This window comes from Pseudomonas allokribbensis (genome assembly GCF_014863605.1).
GTDB lineage: Bacteria > Pseudomonadota > Gammaproteobacteria > Pseudomonadales > Pseudomonadaceae > Aquipseudomonas > Aquipseudomonas allokribbensis.
Genome location: NZ_CP062252.1, coordinates 4,670,902 through 4,694,386, shown reverse-complemented (window position 1 = coordinate 4,694,386; position 23,485 = coordinate 4,670,902). Strand labels below are relative to the sequence as shown.

Genomic DNA, 23,485 nt, shown 5'->3' with positions numbered 1-23,485 from the left:
CAAGGAATCGAAACATGAGCTCTCTGATCAACAAGGTCCTGTTCACCCGCGCTGGCTACGGTCTGACCATTCTGCGCATTGCCGTCGGCGTGATCTTCGCCGCCCACGGTTCGCAGAAACTCTTCGGCCTGTTTGGTGGCTACGGCCTGGCCGGCACTGCGCAATACATGGAAAGCATCGGTCTGACCCCGGGTTACCTGATGGCGACTCTGGCGGGCGGTACTGAGTTCTTCGCCGGTCTGGCATTGATCATCGGTCTGCTGGTTCGCCCGGCGGCACTGGGGCTGACCTTCCTGTCGCTGGTCGCGATCTTCTCGGTGCACATCCACAACGGTCTGTTCATGGCCAACAACGGTTACGAGTTCGCCCTGGCCCTGCTCGGTGGCAGCCTCGCGGTGCTGATCGAAGGCGCCGGCAAACTCTCGGTGGATCGCGCCATCGCCGGTTGACCGCTCTGGTTCAAGCAAAAGGCCCGCATTGTGCGGGCCTTTTTTGTTGCGGCTGATTCTTGACACTGGCTGGTCACGTTCTCTAGGATGCCGCTCATGCGCCGATTTAAACAGCTACTTGCGGGGCGCCAGGTGACTATTCTTCAGTTGCCGTCAGAAGCCGGGACAGGGCTTCGAAATACCGCTAAAGCGCTGGTTCGGTGTTGCCTCTCACCTGCCATGCAGACTTTTGAGGCAGAGACACGACACGATGAATGCACTTCGCCCTCCAGCACGTCCCGCGCCGATCACGGCACATATCACCCAGCGCAATCCAAAAATCCTGCTTGGCGGCAAACACCAGCCGACGCTGTTGCGTTATCTCGATGGCTGGCCACGTCGCAGCGGCGGTCCTGCCGCCTTCCTGATCCAGTTTGTCGAAGACGGCGAGTCGCTCGCGCGTTTTGCCGATGACAGTTTCGACCTGGCGGTGATCCAGTCGCCCAACGCTGAAGACGCCCCGGAAATGATCCGTCAGCTGACCCGCGTTGCCCGCCAGGGTCTGATTGCCCGGCGCTGAGTGTCAGGGATAGTCGATCGCCACGATGTAGACGAATTGCTCGCCGGTTGGCGTCTGTACCCGAACTTCGGCGTCCAGCGCCTTGCCGATCAGGGCGCGGGCCAGCGGCGAGTCGATGCTGATCAGGCCCAGTTTCAGATCCAGCTCGTCCGGGCCGACGATGCGGTAGCGCGACTGTTTGCCGTCCTCATCTTCGATGGTCACCCAGGCGCCGAAGTAGACCTTGTTCGGATCGCTCGGTTTTTCGCTGACCACCTTCAGCGCCTCGAGGCGCTTGGTGAGAAAGCGCACGCGACTGTCGATCTCGCGCAGCATTTTCTTGCCGTAGGTGTACTCGGCATTCTCCGAACGATCGCCCTGAGCCGCCGCCTCGCTGACCGACTGCGTCACCTGTGGCCGGCGTACGTGCCACAACTCATGGAATTCGGCGCGCATCCGCGCTTCACCTTCGGGGGTGATCAGCGCGGTGCCAGCGGTGCGGGGAGGGCGATAACGGCTCATGGCAACTTCTTGTGGTATTGAGGGCTGGAGTCTATCAACCCTCGCGCAGCACTGTCAGCGGGCTCGCATTCAGGGCCCGACGGGTGCCGAACACACCGGCGCCACCGATCAGGGCCGCACCGATCAACGGCAGCACCAGCAACCATGGATGCGGGTGCCAGGGCAGGTCGAACGCGAAGCGATACAACACCAGACTCACCACTTCCGAACCGATGGCCGCCAGCAAGCCGCTGACCGCACCGAGCAGGCCGAACTCGATCCGCCGCGCCTTGACCAGTAACTGCCGTTCTGCCCCCAGCGCACGCAACAGCGCGCCCTGGCGAATGCGTTCATCAAGGGTTGCCTGCAACCCGGAAAACAGCACCGCCATCCCGGCTGCCAACACAAACAACAACACGTACTCCACCGCCAGGGTGACTTGGGCGAGGATGCTGCGCAACTGTTCGAGCAAGGCTTCGACTTGCAGGATGGTCACCGCCGGGAATGCTCGTGACAACTCGACAATCTGCTGGTCGTGACCGGGCGCCAGATAGAAGCTGGTCAGGTAGGTTGCTGGCAAATCCTTCAGGGTGCCGGGCTGGAAGATCATGAAGAAGTTCGGCTGGAAGTTGTCCCAGTTGATCTCCCGCAGGCTGGTGACCTTCGCTTCACGATTCACTCCGCCAACGGTGAACACCAGGTGATCGCCGAGTTTGAGTTTGAGGCTTTCGGCGACTTTGCCTTCCACCGACACGCCAGGCACATCGTCCTGTGGCTGATCTTTCCACCACTCACCGGCAGTGAGCTTGTTGCCTTCCGGCAGGTCAGCGGCCCAGGTCAGGCTCAGGTCGCGCTGGATCGCCCGGTCACCGGCCGAGTCCTTGCTGACGATCTGCTGCACCGCTTCGCCGTTGATGCTGATCAGTCGTCCCGGCACCACCGGATACAACGGCGCAGCCTGGGCCGAGACATTGATCAGGTGATCGGTGAAGGCCTGCTTGTCCGCCGGCAGGATGTTCAGGGCGAAATAGTTGGGGGCGTTTTTCGGCAGCTGGTTTTGCCAGGTGTCGAGTAATTCACCGCGCAGCAAAGCGATCAGCGCCATGGACAGCAGGATCAGACCAAATGCCAGGGACTGTCCTGCTGCCGCGAGCGGATGACGCAGTAACTGGCCCAAGCCGAGACGCCACGGTAGCGATGCACGAGCCAGCAGACGACGCAGGCTATTGAGCAGCAGCAACAGCAAACCACCCAGCACCAGCGCGGCGACCACGCCACCGCCTAGCAAGGCAAAGGTCAGCAACAGATCCAGGCTCAGGCGCCACATGATCAATCCGAGCGCACCGAGTGCTGCGCCGTAGACCATCCAGGTGCTCGACGGAATCGGCAGCATGTCCCGGCGCAAAACTCGCAGCGGTGGAACGCGGCCCAATGCGGCCAGTGGCGGCAAGGCAAAACCGGCCAGCGCAACGAGCCCGGTGCCGATCCCCGCCAGCGCCGGCAGCAAGCCACCCGGCGGTACGTCGGTCGGCAGCAGATCATGCAGCAGCGCAAACAATCCCAACTGGGCAAGCCAGCCGAGCAGGGCGCCGCTGAGGCTGGCGAACAATCCGAGCACCGCCAGTTGCAGGCTGAACAGGACCATGGTTTCCCGGCGAGACAGACCCAGGCAACGCAGCAGGGCACTGGCATCGAAGCGACGGCTGGCGAAGCGATTCGCCGACAATGCCACTGCCACACCGGCCAACAGCACGGCGACCAGGCTGGCCATGTTCAGATAACGCTCGGCCTTGCCCAGTGCGCCGCCGATCTGCCGGTTGCCGTCGCGGGCATCCTCAATCCGCTGGTTGGCGGCAAGGCCCGGTTTGATCAGTTGGCGATAGGTTTCCAGCGCGTTGGGTTCACCGCGCCACAATTCGCGGTAGCTCACCCGGCTGCCAGGCTGGACCACACCGGTCGCGGCGAGGTCGTCGAGGTTGATCAGCACCCGTGGCGTCAGGCTGTAGAAGTTGCCGGCACGATCCGGCTCGTAGGTCAGCACCCTTGTGAGCTTCAGCGTCTTCATGCCGACGTCGATGCTGTCGCCGATCTTAAGGTCCAGCGCCGTGAGCAGGCGCGATTCGACCCAGGCTTCTCCCGGTTGTGGTTCGCCGCCCGACGTTTCGGCGGCAAACGGTGCCGGGGCACTTTTCAATTCGCCACGCAGCGGATAGGCGCGGTCGACGGCCTTGATGCTCGACAACTGAATGGCGTTATCGGTGGCGATGACGCTGGAGAATTCAACGATCTGCGCATGGTCGAGGCGCAGCTCGGTGCCGCTCTTGATCTGTTCCGTTCGGGCGGGAGAGCTGCCTTCGAGCACCAGGTCCGCGCCAAGAAACTCGGTGGCGCGCAAGGTCATGGCACCATTCAGACGAGCGCCGAAGTAGCCGATGGCGGTACTGGCGGCAACCGCCACCAGCAAGGCAAAGAACAGCACCCGCAACTCCCCGGCGCGGGCATCGCGCGCGAGTTGGCGCAGGGCAAGACTGAACAGACGCAACAGCGGCAGACGTGCCATCAAGGCTCCAGGGGGGCGACCAGCAGGCCGGCTTCAAGTCGGATCAGGCGCCGGCAGCGATGGGCCAGGCGTTCATCGTGGGTCACCAGCACCAGGGTGGTGCCGCGCTCCTTGTTCAGTTCGAACAGCAAGTCGCTGATGCGCTCGCCGGTGTGGCTGTCGAGGTTGCCGGTGGGTTCGTCGGCGAACAGCACATCCGGTTCGGCAGCGAAGGCTCGGGCAATCGCTACACGCTGCTGTTCGCCACCGGAGAGCTGGCGCGGCGAGTGCGTCAGGCGCTGGCCGAGGCCAACCCGTTGCAGCAATTCGGTGGCGCGACCGCGGGCGTCTTTGCGGCCGTCGAGTTCCAGCGGCAGCATGACGTTTTCCAGGGCGTTGAGACTGTCGAGCAACTGGAAGGATTGAAAGACGAAACCCACGTGTTCGGCACGAATGCGTGCGCGCTGGTCTTCGTCAAGATTGCTCAGGGACTGGCCGGCGAGAATGACTTCGCCGCTGCTTGGCAGATCGAGGCCGGCGAGCAGGCCGAGCAGGGTGGATTTGCCGGAGCCGGACGCGCCGACGATGGCCAGGCTGTCGCCCTTGTTCAGTTCCAGGCTGAGTTCGTGCAGGATGGTCAGTTCACCTTCCGCGCTGGGAACCACTTTGCTAAGGTTCTTCGCGGTGAGAATGCTTGCGCCCATGGAGAATCCGATGCGTGTGTGGTTTTTGAGTGCTGGCCTGGCCTTGATGTGCATGGCCCAGAACGCAGCGGCGGGTACAGTCCTGATCGTTGGCGATAGTATCAGCGCCGGTTTCGGACTGGATACCCGGTTGGGGTGGGTGTCGCTGCTCGAGCAGCGGCTCAAGGCCGAAGGTTTTGACGATAAAGTGGTCAATGCCTCCATCAGCGGCGACACCAGTGCCGGAGGCCAGGCGCGCCTGCCGGCGCTGCTTGCAGAGCATAAGCCGGAGCTGGTGATCCTCGAGTTGGGCGGCAACGATGGCCTGCGCGGAATGCCGCCGACGCAATTGCAACAAAACCTTGCGGCGATGATCGACAGCTCCCGTCAAAGCGGTGCCCGGGTGCTGTTGCTCGGCATGCAATTGCCGCCCAATTACGGCAAGCGCTACACCGATGCGTTCGCGCAGGTGTACGGCCAACTGGCCGAGGAGAAAAAGATCCCGCTGGTGCCGTTTTTTCTCGACGGAATCGGCGGTCATCCCGACTTGATGCAGGCCGATGGTCTGCACCCGGCAGTCGGGGCCCAGGGCAAGTTGCTGGAAAATGTCTGGCCTACGCTAAAACCGCTGTTATAAATCGGCCTTGCGGTAGGTTGTAGATCAGAAGGGAGATAGTTGCTTGCTGTATCCAAATTTGATCCCAGACGCGAAAAAGCCTCCGCATTCGCCTTGTTTTCGGCACCCTTCGCACTCCGGCGCGAACTCGTTTTTCCAGTCGCTGATCGACTTTCGGTAATACGGAAGAATATCTGGGTTAACCAGACAGAGCTGATGGTTGTACACCGATACGTTCATTCCATATTTGGTAAGAATTTGCACCGATTTGCTGAGCGTGTCTTTGTACTCGATGGGGTCAATCCATAGTTCGTCAAGATTTGCGCGGGTAAACCCCATCATTTCAAGACCCATCAAAGCGACCTGATCGACGAACAGAAGGTTGCGGGCAATGAACTCACATAGCTGAGTAAGTCGCGATACTGACAGCTTATGAATGACGATTCGAATTTCCACTCTCTGGCCCAAGCGCTTCAGATTCAGAATGCCTCGTATGGTTTCTTCGAATGCGCCTTGAGCCTGCACGATGTAATCATGCAGAGATGGATCGTCTGAGTAGACAGGAATACCGACCATCGCATCTGGTAATCCAATCGCTGCATAATCTTCGGCAAACGATGGGTCTTTGAAGCTTCTTCCGTTCGAAAGGATATGGATAGCGGTTCTTGGCAAATAGCTTTTTGTCAGGCGAATAATTTTAAGAAACCGCTCCTTGTTGGTCGTCGGCTCCCCCCCCGTGAAGCCTAATTCGCGGGTCTCTCGAGGAATCAGCGGAATCAAGCTCTCGATCTCATCGAGTAGCCATGAGTCATCTGCCGTTTTAGGAGGCTGAGAGCACATGAGGCAGTAGTTGTTGCATTGCTCGGTCAGCAGGATGCTGTTGTTAGGCGACGAGGCTCGAAACAGAACTCGTATGCTTTGACGGTCAGCGGAAAGACGGACAATGTCATTGTTGCTAATGTAGTCGTAATCGTTCGGAAGAATCGAGTAATCGGAATCTGGTGGTAGATCTTGAGCCAAATTCTGATGCTTCTCAGTTAGAAGGTAGTGCGCGAATCCGATGGGGACAGGGAGTTCAGAAGCCAGATAGGCCATTTCTCTCCGGAGGATTTCGGGAAGGTTCCGGTTCGTGGAGACCTTGATTAGCGTGAGATCCTTGTAAACATCAACCGCGTGGATACGGATAATTTTTCCACTGAGCTTCAGCATCGATTGGCCCACCCCATAAAAATCCGTTTCGTTTCTTCGTCGTTTTCCATCAACTCTAGGAGGTGCTTAAAGATCGCCATGTTTCGCTTACAAAACGAGGATTCTGGTTTCCTGCCTACCAGATCCTTGTGCATGGCGTGATGGTAGACGGGCTCCGAGCCGCAATAGGGTTCAAATGCACAGTCAGAACACATGGGAGCACTCAGCGTAAAGGAGTTTTCCAGTGCATCAAGCAATTGATCGGAAAGGATGATCTCTTCATAGGATTGTTCCAGTATGTTGCCTAATCTGAAGGTATGGTCGCCCATTTCTGCAAGCATACGACTTTCATCTGAGGCATAGACCGAGCCATCATAATTGAACACGATGGCAGCAATTCCAACCCCTGCTGGATTCATCAGATCAACGAATCCTGGGTCTGTTGATGTGAGCATTTTTGCCAGTACAAGCGAAGAGTACTGCTCTACAAATCGTACGCCGGACTTGTTCAGCTGGATGATGTATTCAAGACCTTCCTTGTAAAATTCCAGCCAACGTTCAGTGTCATATGACAGGAATTTCTTGGTCTTGATCGCAAAGCCATATGGCGAGAGAGTGCGGAGAAAAATCCCATCAAAGCCTAGACGTAAGTACTCATCAATGATGGCTCGTACATGCGGTAGGCTCTTGTCGGTGGTCGTCATCAGCGCAGACACTTGATCGTAACCGAGTACTGCTCGTGCTTTCGCTAACCCTTCTTCGAAGCGCTGGTGGCTATCCCGACCAGGACGCGGGCGATTGGCATTATGGATGCTCATTGGTCCGTCGAGGGAAGATGAAAGCACTATGCTGTGCTGCTTACAGAAATCCAGCATCTCATCAGTCAATAGCGACAGCGTGGTTGCGATCACGAACTGAAGGTCACGACCTTCTTTCAGGTTGCGTTTTTTGGCGTTAAGGACAACGTATCTCACCATTTCAAAATTCAGCAACGGCTCTCCGCCCTGAAACTCAATTTTGATGGCTGGATTGGGGGACATGAAAACGAAATCCAATGACCGGTCAGCCATCTCTGTAGTCATGTCGAATTCACCTTTGCTTTCCGACTGCCTGGAGACTTGGCAATAGGGACAGCTATGGTCGCAGCGAAGGGTGACGACAAAGATATGCAAATTGGTGAATTGAGCCAGTCTGGACAAGCGAGTGCGAATCTTGAGAGCTAGTAGCTGTAGAGGTGTCTGCTCATCTGGAAATCGTATGAATTGCTTTGAGCGGAGCGTTGGTATCAGCTCCGATGTAAGCGGTAGCGTCCTGTTGATCAGTGGCTCGAGCAGCGGTATCGGTAAAACGTGATACTCGCCTGCCATATTGATAATGACGTACTCACAGTCATTCAGACGGTCAAATTTGAATGGCAACAGCTCGTAAGGACGATGCTGTAGATAGAAGTCAAGCGCCTGAAATTTACTCACTGATCAGCCCGGTTTTTGAGAAGGCCAGTCCAAGGATCAGATTTTTGATCTGCAGAGTTTCAGCATTCAGCCGGAGGCGAAGCTGGTAGTCGACTACGTCCTTCTTGAATTCTTGAGTAGCGAGCAGAAATGTGGGTTCGTCGATGCCGATATTTGAGGACAGAACGCAGCTGAATTTCCCATCAGCACGCGCAATATCAGCCGTCAGCGAGTTCATCGCGCGATAAGCAGCTTTTTGCAGCGCTTGTGCGTCGTAGAGCTGCTCATCAAATACAAGTGCCACCTCGTACTTCATATCAGGAGCCCGAATGGTGAGAGCTGTGCGAACTGTGCGATGAGTGGGAGCTGTGAGAGCTGTGGTAGGCCATGAATTGACCTTGGTCCCCGCGCTTCAATACAAACGTAAACAAATCGTTGCCGCCGCGAACAGAAAGGTTTTCGCTCTGAGGAGGCGATTGAGTTGGGATTGTTTGGTCGGTGGCGGGGTCGATGATCTGGTGAGGTACTGATGCTGAAGCATGCTCTGCAACAACTGCTGCTGCCAAAGTCGCCATAGGTACCAAAAAGGAGCGATTTTTCATTATTGGATTTCCTTATCAGGGGTGTGGTTACTCTCTGAGTCTCTCCGTCGGACAATCGTGATGTCAATATGAAATTAACGTTGCTATGTGTTCCATGGTCAAAATCCGACAGGCGTAGTAAGGGGGGTAGAATTTTGGGCAGGATCTCCTCAGAAAAAAATCCCGCTGGTGCCGTTTTTCCTCGACGGAATCGGCGGTCATCCCGACTTGATGCAGGCCGATGGTCTGCACCCGGCGGTCGGGGCCCAGGGCAAGTTGCTGGAAAATGTCTGGCCTACGCTAAAACCGCTGTTATGAGGCTTTTCTAGCGGCAGGCTTTCGGCTAATGTGGCGCCCCCCTAAATGGAGCCCCCGATGCCGCGTTCTGCCTGGTCCCTGTTTGCCTACCAACTGATCGAGCCTGACGAGCAGCTGGATCTGTTCGCCTGCCAGGAAGTGCGGGTGCATCTGGTGACCCGTCAATTGGAGCTCGGTGGCTCGGCTGACCGAACCCTGTGCGGCAGTCTGCTGCCGGCGCAACCGCGCTGGTCGAGCGTGGATCGCCGGGTGTTTCAGGATCAGCGCCTGTGCTCGCTGTGCCGGGCGATTCTCGAATCGCAGAAGCGTGGAACCTCGCCGATCTGGCCTGAGCTGCGTTTCGAGCTTTAAGCGCAAGCATCTTCCGAACGCAGCCCGACCTGGCGGTGGCTTCAATTATGAAGAGTTCTGCCTGCCCATCGGCGCATCTCCCCGAATTCCCTGGGCGCGGTGTACAATCGCGTTCTTATACCCTTGTCGATCTTGCGAAGGATTCTCCGGATGTTGCCGCGTTTCCCTGCCGTCACCCGCTGCCTGTCTCTTGCCGCCCTGTGTGTGGCCGGCCCCGTTGCCGCATTGGAGTTTCCCCTGCCACCACCTGGTGAAGACATCATCGGCCAGGTGCAGGTGATCAAGGCCAAGTACGAAGACACCTTTGCCGATTTGGGCACCACCTACGATCTGGGCTATTCGGAAATGGTCGCGGCCAATCCGGGCGTCGATGCCTGGTTGCCGGGTGCGGGCACCGAAGTGGTCCTGCCGACCCGTTTCATCCTGCCGCCGGGTCCACGTGAAGGCATCGTGATCAACCTGGCCGAGTACCGCCTCTACTACTACCCGAAAGGCCGGAACGTGGTGTACACCTTCCCGCTGGGTATCGGTCGCGAAGGCTGGGGCTCGCCAATCGCCCACACCACGATCACCGCCAAGACGCCGAATCCGACCTGGACACCGCCAGCCTCGATCAAGGCTGAACACGCCGCCGATGGCGATCCGCTGCCGAACGTGGTGCCGGCTGGTCCGGACAACCCGCTGGGCCCGTTCAAGTTCACCCTGGGCACACCGGGCTACCTGATCCACGGTTCGAACAAGAAGTTCGGCATCGGCATGCGCACCAGCCACGGCTGCTTCCGCATGTTCAACAACAACGTGCTGGAAATGGCCGGCATGGTGCCGGTGGGCACGTCGGTGCGAATCCTCAACGATGCGTACAAGTTCGGTCGCAGTGGTGGCAAGGTCTACCTGGAAGCGCACACACCGATCGACGACAAGGGCAACCCGTCAGTGGTCGACAAGCACACCGCCGTGATCAACGCGATGCTCAAGCGCGAAGACATCACCAACAACCTGCGCATGAACTGGGATGTCGTCCGTGATGTAGTCGCGGCCGAAGATGGCCTGCCAACCGAAATCGGCACGCCGAACACCTCGGCGCCGATCGTCTCCAGCGCACCGATCGACTTGCAGCAGTAAGCCGATAAAAAGAACCCGCCGATGCTTGCGCGTCGGCGGGTTTTTTATTGCATGAAGAAAATTTCAGGCAAAAAAAAGCCGACCCGAAAAACGGGTCGGCTTGATAACAATCCCGAAGGACTATTACTTGCGGCTAGCTTTTTCCAGCATGCGCAGAGCACGCTCGTTAGCTTCGTCAGCAGTCTGTTGTGCTTTTTGAGCAGCAGCCAGAGCTTCATCAGCTTTACGGTAAGCTTCGTCTGCACGAGCCTGGGAGCGAGCAGCTGCGTCTTCAGTAGCGGTCAGACGTGCTTCGGTTTCTTTCGATGCGCTGCTGCAACCGGTAGCCAGAACTGCGGCCAGAGCCAGAGCAGAGAATTTCAGAACGTTGTTCATCGTGTTCCCCTTCAAGGACTTTCAATTAAGTGGCTGTCTCCTCCGATTGAGGAAATAGCCGGCGTACATACTACCCATTACTTGTAGTAAGTAAACTGACGTAAGGCAAGAAGCAAAAAAAATTGTAGGCGTTGATTCTTTTTCGAGCAACTTTTAACTGGGTTGTATAAAAAATATTCAGCTGCAAGGCCCGAGATGAGCGAGTTAATGAGAAAAAGTTCCCGTGGTCAGGTGCTGTTTTGCGGGTAGTGGCTAGAGTCTGTCTATATGGATTCGTCCACACTTTTGTTGCGTTTTTGTGCAGCGTCTCACCTATCTTTGTCCATGTTCAGGTGACTTTAAAAAACCAGGCACGTCTTAAGTCTCAACATCCGGCGATGTTCAGCCTTTCGGCTCGGGACGAGCTTCTCCCGAACCGGCCCTGAGTCCACCGGAGCTGCCCCGTCAATCAGCACGATGACGAGTGCGCCTTGAGCATTTTCGCCATTGGTGCCTACTATTTGATACGTGCTCGGGTTGCGCGAGATCGGTGCAGTTCTTCTCGGTGTCCATCAGGCACGGGGTGGCGTAGATGTTCCTTCGCCGGGAAAACATCGGTAAGGTAGGGGTCAGAATTCGAGACCCGCGAGGAGTAGTGATGAGCGAGGCGTTGTCCATCCACCATGACCAGGCTGGTCATCAGTTCGAGACCAATGTGGACGGTCATCGTGCCTACCTGACCTATATGGATCTGGGGAAACAGACCCTGGATATCTACCGCACCTTCGTGCCCAACGCATTGCGTGGCCGAGGCATCGCGGCAGCCCTGACCGAACGGGCGCTGCAGTACGCCGATGAAATGGGCTACACGGTGATTCCGTCGTGCTCCTACGTGGAGCGCTACATGGAGCGTCATCAGCGGCGCACCGCCAAGATCTGACTGACCTCACACCGCACACACAAAAACGCCGGGCAATGCCCGGCGTTTTTTTATGCCTGCGAAACGGCTATCAGCTGCGCTGACGTTTCGGCAGCACATCCTTGAGCTTGGCGTGCATGCTGCGCAAGGTGTTTTCGGTGGCCGACCAGTCGATGCAGGCATCGGTGATCGAGACGCCGTATTGCAGGTCGGCGAGGTCTTTCGGAATCGCCTGGCAACCCCAGTTCAGGTGACTCTCGACCATCAGGCCGATGATCGACTGGTTGCCTTCGAGGATCTGGTTGGCGACGTTCTCCATCACCAGCGGTTGCAGGGCCGGATCCTTGTTGGAGTTGGCGTGGCTGCAATCGACCATGATGTTCGGCTTGATCTTCGCCTTGTTCAGCGCCTGTTCGCACAGGGCAACGCTGACCGAATCGTAGTTCGGCTTGCCGTTGCCGCCGCGCAATACCACGTGACCGTAGGCGTTGCCCTTGGTGGTGACGATCGACACGCCACCTTCCTGGTTGATGCCCAGGAAACGGTGCGGGCTGGAGACTGACTGCAAGGCGTTGATCGCCACGGTCAGGCCGCCGTCGGTGCCGTTCTTGAAACCGACCGCCGAGGACAGGCCGGAAGCCATCTCGCGGTGGGTCTGGGATTCGGTGGTGCGGGCGCCGATGGCCGACCAGCTGATCAGATCCTGCAGGTACTGCGGGGAGATCGGGTCGAGGGCTTCGGTGGCGGTCGGCAGACCTTTCTCGGCCAGGTCCAGCAGCAACTGGCGACCGATGTGCAGACCGTCCTGGATCTTGAACGAGTCGTCCAGGTACGGGTCGTTGATCAGGCCTTTCCAGCCGACGGTGGTACGCGGTTTTTCGAAGTACACGCGCATGACCAGATACAAGGTGTCCGACACTTCCGCCGCCAGCACCTTCAGGCGCTCGGCGTACTCGTGGGCAGCCTTGATGTCGTGGATCGAGCAAGGCCCGATGACCACGAACAGACGGTGGTCGGTGCCATCGAGAATGTTGCGGATGACTTCGCGACCCTTGGTGACGGTGCGCAGGGCAGCGTCGCTCAGAGGGATATCACGCTTGAGCTGATCGGGAGTGATCAGTGTCTCGTTGGAGGCGACGTTTAGGTCGTTGATCGGTAAATCAGCCATCGTTTACTCGTCAGGTCACGGGTGCCGGCCGCCAGCGATCCCCGCGCGGCGGAGCACAGCAGATTTAAGCGCGTCGGGGAGCCGAACCTTATCGCGTTAGACGCCTGCTAGACAATGGGCAAGTCACTGTTCAGTCCAGCTCTGGTTACGCAAAAGCCTTGCGAACGCTGTCGTGGGAGAACTCTTCGGCGTGCTGCTCGACCCATTGCAGCGCTCGCGCCTGGATATCCTGCAGGTCATCGTGGGCATCGTTGATTCGGCAATAACGCTCGATCTGACACACCTGCTCACCCATTCGCGCACTGAACAGCGTTTGCTCATCGGTGAACGCAATGCCCACCAGATAACCTTTTTTACGGCGCAAGCACCAGGCCACATAGCCCGGATAGGCGAAGTCGGCATTGAGTGTGGGCATGCGCACTTGCAGCGCGGTGCCATGACGCCAGGCGCGGTGGTAATTGCAAGCGATGCCGCCGAGGCTGATAGTGTGCAGCTGTTGCCGCGAAATGCACTCAGGTTTGAGCAACGTTAATTCGACGGGCACATCATCCGGATGAGGAATAAACCGTCCCATGAGCACAGACTCCCTGTGTCGGCCATTTGACATTGTTTCCCCCAGTATAGTGTTCGAATCGGAACTGACCGATTTCGACGCCGACCAACGGCTGCTGGCGATGAACGGCATTTCGCTGGTGATTTTCACCAGCGTCGGCTGCGCGAGTTGCCGCTATGCCCGCGAGGTGTTGCCAGGGTTCGATCTGGCGGTCGATCGCGTGTGCTGGATCGACGCCGGCAACAACGGCGGGCTGGTCGAGCGTTATCAGGTCTTTCATTTGCCGGCGCTGTTCGTGGTGCGCGACGGCGAGTTCTTTGGGGCAGTACACACGCGCTTGAACGCCACGGAGCTGAACGCAGCCGTGGCCCAGGCGCTGGGTCGAATTGCAGAGGAGTTGCCGTGATGGGAGCAGTGAACAGACCGGTCGTGGGGATTATCGGTACCGGCGCAATTGGAGGGTTTTACGGCTTGATGCTGGCTCGGGCCGGGTTCGATGTGCACTTTTTACTGCGCAGCGAGTTTTCCGCCGTCGCCGAACGTGGTTTGCAGGTGGACAGTGCGGTTCACGGCACGCTGACGCTGAATCCGGTGCAGGCCTATTCCTCGGCTGAAGACATGCCGCCCTGTGACTGGTTGCTGGTCGGCGCCAAGACCACCAGCAATGCCAGGCTGGCGCCGTCGATCATTCAGGCGGCCAAACCCGATGCCAAAGTGCTGGTGCTGCAGAACGGCCTGGACGTCGAGGACAGTCTTCGCGCGTTGCTGCCCGATTCACTGCACTTGCTGGGCGGCTTGTGCCTGATCTGCGTTCACCGGGAAGGCCCGGGCCACATCACCCATCAGGCGCTTGGGGCGGTGAACGTGGGTTATCACAGCGGCCCGGCAGCCGATGATGCGGCGCGCATGGCGATCGTCGAGGAGGGCGTCGGACTGTTCCGCACTGCGGGCATCGACTCCCAGGCCATGCCGAACCTGCATCAGGCGCGCTGGCAGAAACTGGTCTGGAACATTCCCTACAATGGTCTTTCGGTGCTGCTCGGTGCGAGCACCACACCGCTGATGGCCGATGCCGACAGCCGCATACTGATTCAGGCGTTGATGGCCGAAGTGGTGCAGGGCGCCAAAGCCTGTGGTCATGACATGCCGCCCGGTTACGCCGAGTACCTGTTCATGATGACCGAGAAAATGCCCGACTATTGGCCGAGCATGTACCACGATTTTCTGCACAAACGACCGCTGGAGCTGGACGCCATCTACGCTCGACCCTTGGCGGCGGCAAAAGCGGCAGGTTGCGAGCTGCCGCGCATCGAAGCGTTGTACCGCAATTTGCGTTTTATCGACCGGCGTAACACCTGAGTCGGTTTTTGAAAGGATCTGGGGGAAGGCATGGCCAAGAACATCGATGACAAACTGGTGCTGGCGATTTCGTCCCGTGCCCTGTTCGACCTGAGCGAGAGTCACAAGGTGTATCTGTCGAGCGGTGTCGAAGCCTATCGGCAATATCAGATCGAGCACGAAGACGAAATCCTCGCGCCGGGCGATGCCTTTCCGCTGGTGGAAAAACTGCTCAACCTCAACAGTCGCCTCGGTCGCGCCCGGGTCGAGGTGATTCTGGTGTCGCGCAACAGTGCCGACACCGGCCTGCGGGTGTTCAACTCGATCGATCATTATGGTCTGGCGATTTCCCGCGCGGCGTTTGTCGGCGGGCGCAGTCCTTATCCTTATCTCAAAGCGTTCGGTTGCGACCTGTTTCTTTCCACCCACGCCGAAGACGTGCGCTCGGCGCTGGATAACGGCTTTGCGGCAGCGACCATTCTTTCCGGCGGCGCCAGCCGTGCGGCCAGCGATGAATTGCGCATCGCCTTCGACGGCGATGCGGTGCTGTTTTCCGACGAATCGGAGCGGGTCTATCAATCCGGTGGGCTCGAAGCCTTCCAGGCCAAGGAGCGTGAATCCGCTCGTGAGCCGTTGCGTGGCGGGCCGTTCAAAGGCTTCCTCGCGGCGCTCAATCTGTTGCAGCGCGAGTTCCCGGACGACGCCTGTCCGATCCGCACCGCGCTGGTCACGGCGCGTTCGGCACCGGCTCACGAGCGGGTGATCCGCACTTTGCGCGAGTGGGACATCCGTCTGGACGAGTCGCTGTTCCTCGGCGGCCTGACCAAATCGGCGTTCCTCGAAGCCTTTGCCGCCGACGTGTTTTTCGACGATCAGGCCGGTCACTGCGAGCTGGCCCGGGAGGTGGTTGCCACCGGCCATGTCCCGCACGGCATCAGCAACGAACCGGCGGTCTAAAGCCCACGTGGTTCAAGACGTTGCGTCGCACGTCGTACTCGCCAAGGCACTGCTAAGCTGAATCAAATCTCCGCCATGTTGGCTAGCGAGGAGGTCATATGATTCGTTCGATGCTGTATGCCACTGACCTCGGTCTGTACGCACCGTTAGTGATGCAGCATGCCTTGGCGATGGCTCGAATATTCAATGCCGACTTGTATGTGGTGCACGCGGTGGAACCCATGGGGCTGTTTGCCGAATCGGTGTTGCAGAGCTATCTCGACGAGCAGGCGTTGAACGAATTTCACAGTCAGGGTCTGAAAACCGTCATCGCCAATATCGAGCAGCGGGTGCTGGACAGTTTTCGCGAAGAACTGGGGGACGAAGGCGAGCAGGATCTGCTGCGGATTCGTGCGGTGCGGGTGCTGCAGGGTGATCCGTCGCAGGTGATTCTCGACCAGGTACAGAAACTCTCCGTCGATTTGCTGATCGTAGGAAGTCACAGCCACGGGGTTGGGGCGGAAACACCGTTGGGGCGCACGGCGACTCGCTTGCTGCAATTGTCCAAGGTGCCGGTTTATATGGTGCCGCTGGTGGAGCGTCGGCGTCGGGAGGATCGCTGAGGCGGGAATAATGGCGTTTTGATAAAAAAGTTCTAGATTTATTCTTCAAACCATTAATATAGTTATATACCGTCGCTGATGCCCGTGGCGTCTACCTGCTTTGAGGGATTCATATGAAGCTTCAACAATTGCGCTACATCTGGGAAGTGGCGCACCACGACCTCAACGTTTCCGCTACAGCCCAAAGTCTCTACACCTCGCAACCGGGCATCAGTAAGCAAATCCGTCTGCTGGAAGACGAACTGGGCGTCGAAGTGTTCGCCCGCAGTGGCAAGCACCTGACCCGCGTCACTCCGGCCGGCGAGCGCATCATCACCACCGCCGGTGAGATTCTGCGCAAGGTCGAGAGCATCAAGCAGATCGCCCAGGAATTCTCCAACGAGAAAAAAGGCACCCTCTCGATCGCCACCACTCACACCCAGGCACGTTATGCACTGCCGCCGGTGATCAGCAATTTCATCAAGCAATACCCGGACGTGGCGCTGCACATGCACCAGGGTTCGCCGATGCAGATCGCCGAAATGGCCGCTGACGGCACCGTGGATTTCGCCATCGCCACCGAAGCGCTGGAGCTGTTCGGCGATCTGGTGATGATGCCGTGCTACCGCTGGAACCGCTGCGTGGTCGTGCCTCAGGGTCATCCGCTGACCAAGCTGCCGAAGCTGACCCTCGAAGCGCTGGCCGAATACCCGATCGTGACTTACGTGTTCGGCTTCACCGGCCGTTCGAAACTCGACGAGGCTTTCAGCCATCGTGGCCTGACGCCGAAAGTAGTGTTCACCGCTGCCGACGCCGACGTGATCAAAACCTACGTGCGCCTGGGGCTGGGTGTTGGCATCGTGGCGAAAATGGCCGTCGATACCAAACTCGACAACGACCTGGTGGTGCTTGATGCCAGCGAACTGTTCGAGTCCAGCGTGACCAAGATCGGTTTCCGTCGCGGCACTTTCCTGCGTGGTTTCATGTGCGACTTCATCGAGAAATTCGCGCCACACCTGACCCGCGAAGTCATGGCCAAGGCCATTCAGTGCCACAACAAGCAGGAACTCGAAGAACTGTTCGAAGGCGTTGAACTGCCGGTTCACTAAGCCCCTGTCGCTGAGCCCCTGTCTACAGCACCTCGGTGACAGCAAACTGTTGCCGGGTGCCCGTCACCAGAATCTCCACCTCATCACCTTCGAACTTGCCCAGCAGGCTTTTGCCCAGCGGCGAGCGCGGGGTGATGACGGTAATTGGCTGACCGACCACGTCGACTTTCAGTCCCGCCGCATCCGGCGCCAGAAACAGCCATTGCTCGCGACCCTTTTCGTCTTCCAGACCGAGCAGGGCGCCGATTTCAATTCCGCGTTGATCGTCATAGGCCCGAAGTGTCAGGTTCTGGCAGACCGCCAGTGACTGGCGGATCTCCTCGACCCGTTTCGCTTGCCCGGCTGCCAGGTACGACGCCTCAAGTCCCAGGGTGTCGTACTTGTTTTCGGCGATGTTCTCTTCGTGGGTCGCGGTTTCGTAAGCGGTTTGCGCGGCGCGTTCGGCGATATCGAGGTCGACGCGCAGTTTGTCGAGAATCAGTTGATGGACGGCGTGCTTGTTCATGATCAATCGCAGAATTGCAGGACGTTGGCGCGGCTTTTTTCGCTTGGGGCCGTCTGATCCTGCTGGAGCCAGAACTGGCATTTAGGATTCGACTGGTTGCGCGTGCTGCTGCGGGCCTGATCGAGACGGTTTTGTTGTTCGTTCTTGCGCAGGTTTTCTTCGTACTGCTCGAACAACGGGCTTTGTGGAGGAATATCCGGCACCGCTCGTACCGCCGGTGGATTGGCCAGTTGTTGTACGGCCTGGGCAACTGGCGCCAGTTGTTCATTGAAGAGAAAGCGTGAGGCGAGCCAGCCAGTCAGCGCAATGGCCAGGAAACCCAGCCACAGGCCCAGGGCAATGCTGCCGGTCAATTGCAGCGCGCTAAGCTGAACAGGCAAGGGGCGGCGCGGGTTTGGGCGGTAGGGCATGGCTGCCTCCTGGCGGATGATTGCGGGCAAGTGGCGATTGTCGCACGAAGATTAATCGTCGTCGGCTCTTCTGCACGCACACATTTATGCGGACAATCGTCGCTTTTGCCAACGGGAGTCTTGAATGCCGCAACTGAAAACCCGCTGGGACATCTTTTGCACCGTGGTCGACAACTACGGCGACATCGGGGTGACCTGGCGTCTGGCCCGGCAACTGGTGGCCGAGCATGCATTGGCAGTGCGGCTGTGGGTCGATGATCTGCGCGCGTTCGAACGGATTTGCCCGGAACTCGACATCAATCTCGACGCGCAATGGCAACAGGGCGTTGAAGTCCGGCACTGGCCGGCAGAATGGCCGGAAACGGACGCCGCCGATGTAGCGATCGCCGCGTTCGCCTGCCAGTTGCCGGGTGCCTACATGGATGCCATGGCCGAGCGGGAAAAGCCGCCATTGTGGATGAACCTCGACTATCTCAGCGCCGAAGACTGGGTGGCCGGCTGCCACGGCCTGCCTTCGGTGAAGTACAAGTCCGTGCAGAAGATCTTTTTCTTCCCGGGATTCCAGGCGGGCACTGGCGGGTTATTGCGTGAAAGCGGATTGCTTGAGCGACGTCAGCGGTTTCAGCAGGATCCCGAGTCGCAGCGACAATTCCTGCAGGCGTTGGGGGTCGATCCTGCACCCGGTACGCAACTGATTTCGCTGTTCGCCTACGAGAATGCCGGGCTCGCCAGTTGGCTGGATGTACTCGCGGCCGATTCGACGCCCACTCATCTGCTGGTGCCGGAAGGGCGGATTCTCGGTGATGTCGCGCGCTGGCTCGGCGTCGACTCGCTGGCTGTCGGCGCTGTGCATGTCGATCGATCGCTGATTGTGCAGGTGCTGCCGTTCGTCCGTCAGGATCAATACGATCAACTGCTGTGGTGCTGCGATTTCAACGCGGTGCGCGGCGAAGACTCGTTCATCCGGGCGCAGTGGGCAGGGCGGCCGATGTTGTGGCACATCTATCAGCAGGACGAAGATATCCATCTGGACAAGCTCGATGCCTTCCTCGCGCTCTATGGAAAAGGCCTTTCGACGGAAGCTGCCGAGGCGATGAACGGTCTCTGGCGAGCCTGGAGTGCCGGGCAGCCTATCGGCGAGCACTGGCTTGAGGCCCGTAAATACTGGCCCGAACTGCAGAAAAATGCCGAAGCATGGTGTCTGGAACAGGCCTTGCAGGCCGATCTTGCGACGGCGCTGGTACAGTTTTACCGAAATTGGATATGATACGCGGCCTAGATTTTTGTAAATCCCATCCAAATTCGGATATTCGCAATGAAAACTGGTAAAGAACTCAAACCCGGTACCGTGATCCGTATCGACAACGATCCTTGGCTGGTTCAGAAAGCTGAATTCACCAAATCGGGCCGTAACAGCGCGATCATGAAGACCAAGCTGAAGAACCTGCTGACCGGTTACAAGACCGAAACCGTTTACGGTGCGGACGACAAGCTGGACGACGTGATCCTGGACCGCAAAGAAGCGACCCTGTCCTTCATCAGCGGTGACACCTACACGTTCATGGACACCAGCGACTACACCATGTACGAGTTGAACGCCGAAGACATCGAAAGCGTTCTGCCTTTCGTTGAAGAAGGCATGACCGACGTTTGCGAAGCCGTGTTCTTCGAAGAGCGTCTGGTTTCCGTAGAACTGCCGACCACCATCGTGCGCGTAGTTGACTACACCGAAGGTTCGGCTCGTGGCGACACTTCCGGCAAAGTCATGAAGCCAGCCAAGCTGAGCAACGGTACTGAGCTGCAGGTTGCCGACTTCATCGAAATCGGTGACAAGATCGAGATCGATACCCGCGAAGGCGGTTCCTACAAAGGCCGTGCCAAATAAGCACTGGTTTTTGCGGAAAGAAAAAGCCCGACCATTGAGTCGGGCTTTTTTGTGCTGATGAAAATTACTGCTTCAGGTGTTGTTTCAGTTCTTCCGAGGCCTGCAACATCGCCGAGCGCACCGCCGGCACCTGGCTGACCACGTTGAGCAAACCGTAGTCGTGGATCATGCCGTTGTAGCGCACCGAGGTCACCGGCACGCCGGCTTCGTCGAGTTTGCGGGCGTAGGCTTCACCTTCGTCACGCAACACGTCGGCCCCCGCAGTCTGGACCAGTGCGGGCGGCAGACCTTTCAATTGCGCGGTCGTGGCCCGCAGCGGCGAGGCGTAGATCTCGTTACGCTGGTTGGCGTCGGTGGTGTAGTTGTCCCAGAACCACTTCATCATGTTTCGGGTGAGGAAGTGCCCCTCGGCATACTGGTTATACGAACCGGTGTCGAAACCGGCATCAGTCACCGGCCACAACAGCACCTGGAACTTGATCGCTGGCGTGCCTTTGTCCTTGGCCATCAAGGCGACGACTGCCGCCATGTTACCGCCGACACTGTTGCCCGCCACCGCCAGACGCTTGCCGTCGACGTTGATCTCTTTGCCGTGTTCGGCCACCCATTTGGTTGCCGCGTAAGCCTGGTTGATCGCCACCGGGTAATGCGCTTCCGGCGAAGGGGTGTAGTTGACGAACACCGCCGCCGCCCCCGAGCCGACCACCAGATCCCGCACCAGACGTTCGTGGGTCGGGAAATCTCCCAGCACCCAGCCGCCGCCGTGGAAGAACATGAACACCGGTAGCTCACCCTTGACCCCGGCCGGCCGGACGATGGTCAGGCTCAACGGTTGGCCATCGACCTGGATGGTCTTCTCGCTGACGTCTGCCTTGGGCAGCGTCAGTTTGACCCCGGACTGTGCGCCCGTCAGTACGGCGCGGGCATCCTTGGGCGTCAGTTGTTCCATCGGTTTGCCGGTGCCGGCGTTCAGCACATCGAGGAACGCCTGAGTGTTGTGCTCGACGTCACCGGCGAATGCGCTGTGAACGGACAGGGCGAGAAGGGTACCGGTCAAGACTTTGCTGAAAGTGTTCATGTTCATTTCCTGTTCGGGCCTGGGTGTCAGTGATTACACGGTGACGTGCAGGCGCACATCGACATTGCCACGGGTGGCGTTGGAGTACGGGCAGACCTGGTGGGCGGCGTCGACCAGGCTTTGTGCGTCAGCCTGTTCCAGGCCCGGCAGGTTGATGTGCAGGTCGATGTCCAGACCGAAACCACCAGGAATCTGACCGATGCCGACGTGAGCGGTGATCGAGGCGTCGTCCGGGATTTTGCGTTTGGTCTGGCTGGCAACGAATTTCAGCGCGCCGATGAAGCAGGCCGAGTAGCCGGCAGCGAACAGTTGCTCAGGGTTGGTGGCTGCGCCGCCGGCACCGCCGAGTTCTTTCGGAGTGGCCAGTTTGACGTCGAGAATGTTGTCGCTGGAGATCGCACGACCGTCACGGCCGCCAGTGGAGGTTGCGATTGCGGTGTAGAGAGTTTGCATGGTGTGAGCCTCATTGAGTGTGATTTATTGCGCTAATTATTTGCGCGCTAACTAGGTGCGAAGTAAATGTACTGTGCGAATATTTAGCGCGCAAGATAAATTTTTGGAAAATGATGAAGCCGAGACATGGATCAGGCTGAGAAGAGATCTCAACTATTTGATATGAAAGGTTTTTACGAAGGGAAAACGAGAGAGAAAAAATTTTGCGGGAGAGGGGGAAAGCAGAGAAAGGCGCGATTTCCCTGTAGGTGCGAGGTCGCTCCTACAGGGAAGGGGGGAGGCTTAAGTGAGGCTGTCCTGCAAATGACCGCGCAAGGCCTGCAACTCGGCTTGCAGGTTTTGCAGGCGCTCCAGCGTGAAGCCACTGGCCCCCAGAATGCATTGCGGAACGGTCCGGGCCTTGTCTTTCAAGGCGCGGCCCTGTGCGGTCAATTCGACGATCACCACCCGTTCATCCTCGCGGCTTCGAGTTCGGCTCAGCAAACCTTCACCTTCCAGGCGCTTGAGCAGCGGGGTCAGCGAACCCGGATCGGTCAGCAGGCGCGTGCTGATTTCTCCGACGGTCAAACCATCCTTCTCCCACAGCACCATCATCGCCAGATACTGCGGATAGGTCAGGCCAAGCGCTTGCAACAGCGGTTTGTAGACCTTGGTCATCATCAGCGAAGTGGAATGCAGGGCGAAGCAGGCCTGATTGTCGAGCAGCAGCTCTTCGCAGTGGTCAGTGGTGTCGCGGGTGGTGGTCATGTCGGTGCCTTGAACAGTGATGCAGATGAATCTAGCGCTCGAATCTTTAATGCGCCAGACAATTGTGCCCGGTGGCGAATCGGTCAGTGCCGGCCCAGCTCCCGTTGCAGTGCCAGATCCCACGGTGGCACGGGGCTGAAGCGGGTCTTGAGGTATTCCAGCAGCAGGCGGCTGCGGGAGCTGGCCTGTTGTTCCAGCCGCAGCGCGTAGATGCCGGTGCTCTCCGGTTTTGGCAGGCCGTTGTCACAGAACAGCGGCAGCAGTTCGCCACGCAACAGGTATTCGCTCGCCAGCCAGGTCGGAAGATGCGCGATCCCGAGGCCCGCAAGTGCACCGCACACCAGAGCCTCGGCGTTGTTGGCGCTCATGCGGATCCGCGCCGGGCGGTGCAACTGCATCTGCCCGTCCTGTTCGAATCGCCAGGCGAAGGGCGGGGCGAGGCCGTCCCAATCGAGGCCGTCATGTTCACCCAGTTGTGCCGGCTCGCTCGGCACACCCCGACGCTTGAGATAGTCGGGACTGGCGCAAGCGATGCGCACCATGCTCGCCAGCGGTGTGGCGACCAGTCGGGTATCGGCCATTTGCCCGGCGCGCAACACCAGATCGACCTTGCCCAGGTTCGAGCCGTCCATGTCGACGAAGCTGTCGATCAGATGCAGCTGCACGTCCAGCCCCGGATACAGCACCAGAAAATCGGCAATCACCGGCGCCAGATGCCGACGCCCGAACGCTGCCGGCGCATCCACCCGGATCAAGCCTTCCGGCGCGCTGCTCAGGGAAACGGCTTCAGCGCGGGCCAGTTGCAGTTCGGCAACAATCCGCCGCGCCCGTTCGGCAAACGCCAGACCGGCCGGTGTGGCGCGCACCGCATGAGTGCTGCGGATGAACAACTGGCTGCCGACAGCGCTTTCCAGGCTGTCGATACGCCGGGCGACGGCCGATGGCGTCAGCGGATGCCGGCGTGAGGCGGCGGAAAAACTGCCACTCTCCAGCACATCGAGAAACAGCCCGAGTTGTTCGGTCAATTGATTGGGATTCATGAATCAGCTCAGTGCCTATGCGGATTTGGCACAGCCATTGTGCGTTGCTGT

Annotated in this window: 29 protein-coding genes and 1 pseudogene; 14 read left to right on the top strand and 16 right to left on the bottom strand. The window is 58.6% G+C overall.

Annotation, left to right across the window (positions count from 1 at the left end; genetic code table 11):
• Positions 1 to 14 precede the first annotated feature (14 nt).
• Together IF199_RS21395 and IF199_RS21390 are read left to right on the top strand one after the other, a co-directional pair.
• Positions 15 to 449 carry a DoxX family protein gene (locus IF199_RS21395; RefSeq protein WP_096821059.1) on the top strand — a complete coding sequence of 145 codons (435 nt, stop codon included), beginning with the start codon at positions 15 to 17 and terminating at the stop codon, positions 447 to 449.
• A gap of 250 nt (positions 450 to 699) precedes the next feature.
• Positions 700 to 1,008 (top strand): hypothetical protein, encoded by a 309-nt coding sequence (locus IF199_RS21390; protein WP_096821060.1) that lies wholly within the window; start codon positions 700 to 702, stop codon positions 1,006 to 1,008.
• 3 nt (positions 1,009 to 1,011) lie between these two features.
• Here IF199_RS21390 and greB read toward each other — a convergent pair whose 3' ends face one another.
• Genes greB through IF199_RS21375 form a run of 3 tightly spaced genes read right to left on the bottom strand, consistent with a single transcriptional unit; the run spans position 1,012 to position 4,731 of the window.
• Positions 1,012 to 1,509 (bottom strand): transcription elongation factor GreB, encoded by a 498-nt coding sequence (gene greB, locus IF199_RS21385; protein WP_003226818.1) that lies wholly within the window; start codon positions 1,507 to 1,509, stop codon positions 1,012 to 1,014.
• Between the two features lie 34 nt (positions 1,510 to 1,543).
• On the bottom strand, positions 1,544 to 4,048 hold the full coding sequence (locus IF199_RS21380; protein ID WP_192558644.1) for an ABC transporter permease: 2,505 nt from the start codon (positions 4,046 to 4,048) through the stop codon (positions 1,544 to 1,546).
• Positions 4,048 to 4,731: an ABC transporter ATP-binding protein gene (locus IF199_RS21375; protein WP_085730571.1), complete on the bottom strand. Its 684-nt coding sequence runs from the start codon at positions 4,729 to 4,731 to the stop codon at positions 4,048 to 4,050. The genes IF199_RS21380 and IF199_RS21375 overlap by 1 nt, the downstream gene beginning before the upstream one ends.
• 10 nt (positions 4,732 to 4,741) lie before the next feature.
• On the opposite strand from IF199_RS21375, the gene IF199_RS21370 reads away from it, so the two are divergent.
• Positions 4,742 to 5,347, top strand: a complete 606-nt coding sequence (locus IF199_RS21370; RefSeq protein ID WP_096821062.1) for an arylesterase — start codon at positions 4,742 to 4,744, stop codon at positions 5,345 to 5,347.
• A 24-nt stretch (positions 5,348 to 5,371) separates the two neighbouring features.
• Here IF199_RS21370 and hxsC read toward each other — a convergent pair whose 3' ends face one another.
• From hxsC to hxsA2, 4 genes are all read right to left on the bottom strand, one after another.
• Positions 5,372 to 6,535: a His-Xaa-Ser system radical SAM maturase HxsC gene (gene hxsC, locus IF199_RS21365; RefSeq protein WP_192558643.1), complete on the bottom strand. Its 1,164-nt coding sequence runs from the start codon at positions 6,533 to 6,535 to the stop codon at positions 5,372 to 5,374.
• Entirely contained in the window at positions 6,529 to 7,881 is a 1,353-nt protein-coding gene (gene hxsB, locus IF199_RS21360; protein WP_238553833.1) for a His-Xaa-Ser system radical SAM maturase HxsB, read from the bottom strand. Before hxsB ends, hxsC begins: the two co-directional genes overlap by 7 nt.
• A 97-nt stretch (positions 7,882 to 7,978) precedes the next feature.
• On the bottom strand, positions 7,979 to 8,281 hold the full coding sequence (locus tag IF199_RS21355; RefSeq protein ID WP_192558642.1) for a His-Xaa-Ser system protein HsxD: 303 nt from the start codon (positions 8,279 to 8,281) through the stop codon (positions 7,979 to 7,981).
• A gap of 1 nt (position 8,282) precedes the next feature.
• Positions 8,283 to 8,567, bottom strand: coding sequence for a His-Xaa-Ser repeat protein HxsA2 (gene hxsA2, locus IF199_RS30625; protein WP_081493573.1), 285 nt, complete (start codon positions 8,565 to 8,567; stop codon positions 8,283 to 8,285).
• A 150-nt stretch (positions 8,568 to 8,717) separates the two neighbouring features.
• On the opposite strand from hxsA2, the pseudogene IF199_RS21350 reads away from it, so the two are divergent.
• The 3 genes and pseudogenes from IF199_RS21350 to IF199_RS21340 form a co-directional block, all read left to right on the top strand.
• Positions 8,718 to 8,864: pseudogene (locus IF199_RS21350) on the top strand (arylesterase); the annotation flags it as partial.
• 57 nt (positions 8,865 to 8,921) lie between these two features.
• Entirely contained in the window at positions 8,922 to 9,215 is a 294-nt protein-coding gene (locus IF199_RS21345) for a hypothetical protein (RefSeq protein ID WP_007955656.1), read from the top strand.
• 150 nt (positions 9,216 to 9,365) lie between these two features.
• Positions 9,366 to 10,337: a L,D-transpeptidase family protein gene (locus IF199_RS21340; RefSeq protein WP_096821063.1), complete on the top strand. Its 972-nt coding sequence runs from the start codon at positions 9,366 to 9,368 to the stop codon at positions 10,335 to 10,337.
• A gap of 123 nt (positions 10,338 to 10,460) precedes the next feature.
• On the opposite strand, the gene oprI is transcribed toward IF199_RS21340, so the two are convergent.
• Positions 10,461 to 10,712, bottom strand: coding sequence for an outer membrane lipoprotei OprI (gene oprI, locus IF199_RS21335; protein ID WP_003183784.1), 252 nt, complete (start codon positions 10,710 to 10,712; stop codon positions 10,461 to 10,463).
• Between the two features lie 637 nt (positions 10,713 to 11,349).
• On the opposite strand from oprI, the gene IF199_RS21330 reads away from it, so the two are divergent.
• Positions 11,350 to 11,631 (top strand): GNAT family N-acetyltransferase, encoded by a 282-nt coding sequence (locus tag IF199_RS21330; RefSeq protein WP_007955658.1) that lies wholly within the window; start codon positions 11,350 to 11,352, stop codon positions 11,629 to 11,631.
• Positions 11,632 to 11,701: 70 nt separating this feature from the next.
• Here the strand turns inward: IF199_RS21330 and IF199_RS21325 are convergent, their stop codons facing one another.
• On the bottom strand, positions 11,702 to 12,778 hold the full coding sequence (locus IF199_RS21325) for a 3-deoxy-7-phosphoheptulonate synthase (RefSeq protein ID WP_042560279.1): 1,077 nt from the start codon (positions 12,776 to 12,778) through the stop codon (positions 11,702 to 11,704).
• Between the two features lie 145 nt (positions 12,779 to 12,923).
• A complete protein-coding gene (locus tag IF199_RS21320; RefSeq protein WP_085730573.1) occupies positions 12,924 to 13,352 on the bottom strand; it encodes a PilZ domain-containing protein in 429 nt (142 codons plus the stop codon).
• On the opposite strand from IF199_RS21320, the gene IF199_RS21315 reads away from it, so the two are divergent.
• The 5 genes from IF199_RS21315 (at position 13,351) to cysB (ending at position 17,316) form a co-directional block, all read left to right on the top strand.
• A complete protein-coding gene (locus IF199_RS21315; RefSeq protein ID WP_192558641.1) occupies positions 13,351 to 13,737 on the top strand; it encodes a thioredoxin family protein in 387 nt (128 codons plus the stop codon). The two genes, IF199_RS21320 and IF199_RS21315, sit on opposite strands and share 2 nt — an antisense overlap.
• Complete coding sequence (locus IF199_RS21310) at positions 13,737 to 14,690, top strand: putative 2-dehydropantoate 2-reductase (RefSeq protein ID WP_425220323.1); 954 nt, start codon at positions 13,737 to 13,739, stop codon at positions 14,688 to 14,690. The genes IF199_RS21315 and IF199_RS21310 overlap by 1 nt, the downstream gene beginning before the upstream one ends.
• Before the next feature lie 30 nt (positions 14,691 to 14,720).
• A complete protein-coding gene (locus IF199_RS21305; RefSeq protein ID WP_096821066.1) occupies positions 14,721 to 15,626 on the top strand; it encodes a 5'-nucleotidase in 906 nt (301 codons plus the stop codon).
• A gap of 98 nt (positions 15,627 to 15,724) precedes the next feature.
• A complete protein-coding gene (locus IF199_RS21300) occupies positions 15,725 to 16,228 on the top strand; it encodes a universal stress protein (protein ID WP_085730577.1) in 504 nt (167 codons plus the stop codon).
• Between the two features lie 113 nt (positions 16,229 to 16,341).
• Positions 16,342 to 17,316 carry an HTH-type transcriptional regulator CysB gene (gene cysB / locus IF199_RS21295; protein ID WP_007955684.1) on the top strand — a complete coding sequence of 325 codons (975 nt, stop codon included), beginning with the start codon at positions 16,342 to 16,344 and terminating at the stop codon, positions 17,314 to 17,316.
• A 22-nt stretch (positions 17,317 to 17,338) separates the two neighbouring features.
• Here the strand turns inward: cysB and IF199_RS21290 are convergent, their stop codons facing one another.
• Together IF199_RS21290 and IF199_RS21285 are read right to left on the bottom strand one after the other, a co-directional pair.
• Positions 17,339 to 17,821, bottom strand: a complete 483-nt coding sequence (locus tag IF199_RS21290) for a GreA/GreB family elongation factor (protein ID WP_192558639.1) — start codon at positions 17,819 to 17,821, stop codon at positions 17,339 to 17,341.
• A gap of 2 nt (positions 17,822 to 17,823) precedes the next feature.
• Positions 17,824 to 18,231 (bottom strand): hypothetical protein, encoded by a 408-nt coding sequence (locus IF199_RS21285; RefSeq protein WP_192558638.1) that lies wholly within the window; start codon positions 18,229 to 18,231, stop codon positions 17,824 to 17,826.
• 124 nt (positions 18,232 to 18,355) lie between these two features.
• Between IF199_RS21285 and earP the strand changes: the two genes are divergently transcribed.
• Both earP and IF199_RS21275 read left to right on the top strand, forming a co-directional pair.
• Positions 18,356 to 19,498 carry an elongation factor P maturation arginine rhamnosyltransferase EarP gene (gene earP / locus IF199_RS21280; protein WP_192558637.1) on the top strand — a complete coding sequence of 381 codons (1,143 nt, stop codon included), beginning with the start codon at positions 18,356 to 18,358 and terminating at the stop codon, positions 19,496 to 19,498.
• Between the two features lie 48 nt (positions 19,499 to 19,546).
• Complete coding sequence (locus IF199_RS21275; protein WP_096821070.1) at positions 19,547 to 20,116, top strand: elongation factor P; 570 nt, start codon at positions 19,547 to 19,549, stop codon at positions 20,114 to 20,116.
• 64 nt (positions 20,117 to 20,180) lie between these two features.
• Here the strand turns inward: IF199_RS21275 and IF199_RS21270 are convergent, their stop codons facing one another.
• The 4 genes from IF199_RS21270 to IF199_RS21255 form a co-directional block, all read right to left on the bottom strand.
• Complete coding sequence (locus IF199_RS21270; RefSeq protein WP_192558636.1) at positions 20,181 to 21,194, bottom strand: alpha/beta hydrolase; 1,014 nt, start codon at positions 21,192 to 21,194, stop codon at positions 20,181 to 20,183.
• 33 nt (positions 21,195 to 21,227) lie between these two features.
• On the bottom strand, positions 21,228 to 21,647 hold the full coding sequence (locus tag IF199_RS21265; RefSeq protein ID WP_041069547.1) for an organic hydroperoxide resistance protein: 420 nt from the start codon (positions 21,645 to 21,647) through the stop codon (positions 21,228 to 21,230).
• Between the two features lie 282 nt (positions 21,648 to 21,929).
• Positions 21,930 to 22,394, bottom strand: coding sequence for a MarR family winged helix-turn-helix transcriptional regulator (locus tag IF199_RS21260; protein ID WP_102620446.1), 465 nt, complete (start codon positions 22,392 to 22,394; stop codon positions 21,930 to 21,932).
• A gap of 83 nt (positions 22,395 to 22,477) precedes the next feature.
• On the bottom strand, positions 22,478 to 23,434 hold the full coding sequence (locus IF199_RS21255) for a LysR family transcriptional regulator (protein WP_192558635.1): 957 nt from the start codon (positions 23,432 to 23,434) through the stop codon (positions 22,478 to 22,480).
• Between the last annotated feature and the right edge of the window lie 51 nt (positions 23,435 to 23,485).

Excerpts from the sequence above, each read along its gene's own strand:
- IF199_RS21390 (WP_096821060.1), top strand. The coding sequence starts at position 700 with ATGAATGCACTTCGCCCTCCAGCACGTCCCGCGCCGATCACGGCACAT.
- IF199_RS21320 (WP_085730573.1), bottom strand. The coding sequence starts at position 13,352 with ATGGGACGGTTTATTCCTCATCCGGATGATGTGCCCGTCGAATTAACG.
- IF199_RS21315 (WP_192558641.1), top strand. The coding sequence starts at position 13,351 with ATGAGCACAGACTCCCTGTGTCGGCCATTTGACATTGTTTCCCCCAGT.
- hxsB (WP_238553833.1), bottom strand. The coding sequence starts at position 7,881 with ATGGCAGGCGAGTATCACGTTTTACCGATACCGCTGCTCGAGCCACTG.
- IF199_RS21380 (WP_192558644.1), bottom strand. The coding sequence starts at position 4,048 with ATGGCACGTCTGCCGCTGTTGCGTCTGTTCAGTCTTGCCCTGCGCCAA.
- IF199_RS21275 (WP_096821070.1), top strand. The coding sequence starts at position 19,547 with ATGAAAACTGGTAAAGAACTCAAACCCGGTACCGTGATCCGTATCGAC.
- hxsA2 (WP_081493573.1), bottom strand. The coding sequence starts at position 8,567 with ATGAAAAATCGCTCCTTTTTGGTACCTATGGCGACTTTGGCAGCAGCA.
- IF199_RS21370 (WP_096821062.1), top strand. The coding sequence starts at position 4,742 with ATGCGTGTGTGGTTTTTGAGTGCTGGCCTGGCCTTGATGTGCATGGCC.
- IF199_RS21305 (WP_096821066.1), top strand. The coding sequence starts at position 14,721 with ATGGCCAAGAACATCGATGACAAACTGGTGCTGGCGATTTCGTCCCGT.
- IF199_RS21395 (WP_096821059.1), top strand. The coding sequence starts at position 15 with ATGAGCTCTCTGATCAACAAGGTCCTGTTCACCCGCGCTGGCTACGGT.
- IF199_RS21290 (WP_192558639.1), bottom strand. The coding sequence starts at position 17,821 with ATGAACAAGCACGCCGTCCATCAACTGATTCTCGACAAACTGCGCGTC.
- IF199_RS21375 (WP_085730571.1), bottom strand. The coding sequence starts at position 4,731 with ATGGGCGCAAGCATTCTCACCGCGAAGAACCTTAGCAAAGTGGTTCCC.
- IF199_RS21355 (WP_192558642.1), bottom strand. The coding sequence starts at position 8,281 with ATGAAGTACGAGGTGGCACTTGTATTTGATGAGCAGCTCTACGACGCA.
- IF199_RS21300 (WP_085730577.1), top strand. The coding sequence starts at position 15,725 with ATGATTCGTTCGATGCTGTATGCCACTGACCTCGGTCTGTACGCACCG.
- IF199_RS21310 (WP_425220323.1), top strand. The coding sequence starts at position 13,737 with ATGGGAGCAGTGAACAGACCGGTCGTGGGGATTATCGGTACCGGCGCA.
- IF199_RS21330 (WP_007955658.1), top strand. The coding sequence starts at position 11,350 with ATGAGCGAGGCGTTGTCCATCCACCATGACCAGGCTGGTCATCAGTTC.
- IF199_RS21340 (WP_096821063.1), top strand. The coding sequence starts at position 9,366 with ATGTTGCCGCGTTTCCCTGCCGTCACCCGCTGCCTGTCTCTTGCCGCC.
- IF199_RS21345 (WP_007955656.1), top strand. The coding sequence starts at position 8,922 with ATGCCGCGTTCTGCCTGGTCCCTGTTTGCCTACCAACTGATCGAGCCT.
- hxsC (WP_192558643.1), bottom strand. The coding sequence starts at position 6,535 with ATGCTGAAGCTCAGTGGAAAAATTATCCGTATCCACGCGGTTGATGTT.
- IF199_RS21325 (WP_042560279.1), bottom strand. The coding sequence starts at position 12,778 with ATGGCTGATTTACCGATCAACGACCTAAACGTCGCCTCCAACGAGACA.
- IF199_RS21255 (WP_192558635.1), bottom strand. The coding sequence starts at position 23,434 with ATGAATCCCAATCAATTGACCGAACAACTCGGGCTGTTTCTCGATGTG.
- greB (WP_003226818.1), bottom strand. The coding sequence starts at position 1,509 with ATGAGCCGTTATCGCCCTCCCCGCACCGCTGGCACCGCGCTGATCACC.
- cysB (WP_007955684.1), top strand. The coding sequence starts at position 16,342 with ATGAAGCTTCAACAATTGCGCTACATCTGGGAAGTGGCGCACCACGAC.
- earP (WP_192558637.1), top strand. The coding sequence starts at position 18,356 with ATGCCGCAACTGAAAACCCGCTGGGACATCTTTTGCACCGTGGTCGAC.
- IF199_RS21260 (WP_102620446.1), bottom strand. The coding sequence starts at position 22,394 with ATGACCACCACCCGCGACACCACTGACCACTGCGAAGAGCTGCTGCTC.
- IF199_RS21285 (WP_192558638.1), bottom strand. The coding sequence starts at position 18,231 with ATGCCCTACCGCCCAAACCCGCGCCGCCCCTTGCCTGTTCAGCTTAGC.
- oprI (WP_003183784.1), bottom strand. The coding sequence starts at position 10,712 with ATGAACAACGTTCTGAAATTCTCTGCTCTGGCTCTGGCCGCAGTTCTG.
- IF199_RS21270 (WP_192558636.1), bottom strand. The coding sequence starts at position 21,194 with ATGAACACTTTCAGCAAAGTCTTGACCGGTACCCTTCTCGCCCTGTCC.
- IF199_RS21265 (WP_041069547.1), bottom strand. The coding sequence starts at position 21,647 with ATGCAAACTCTCTACACCGCAATCGCAACCTCCACTGGCGGCCGTGAC.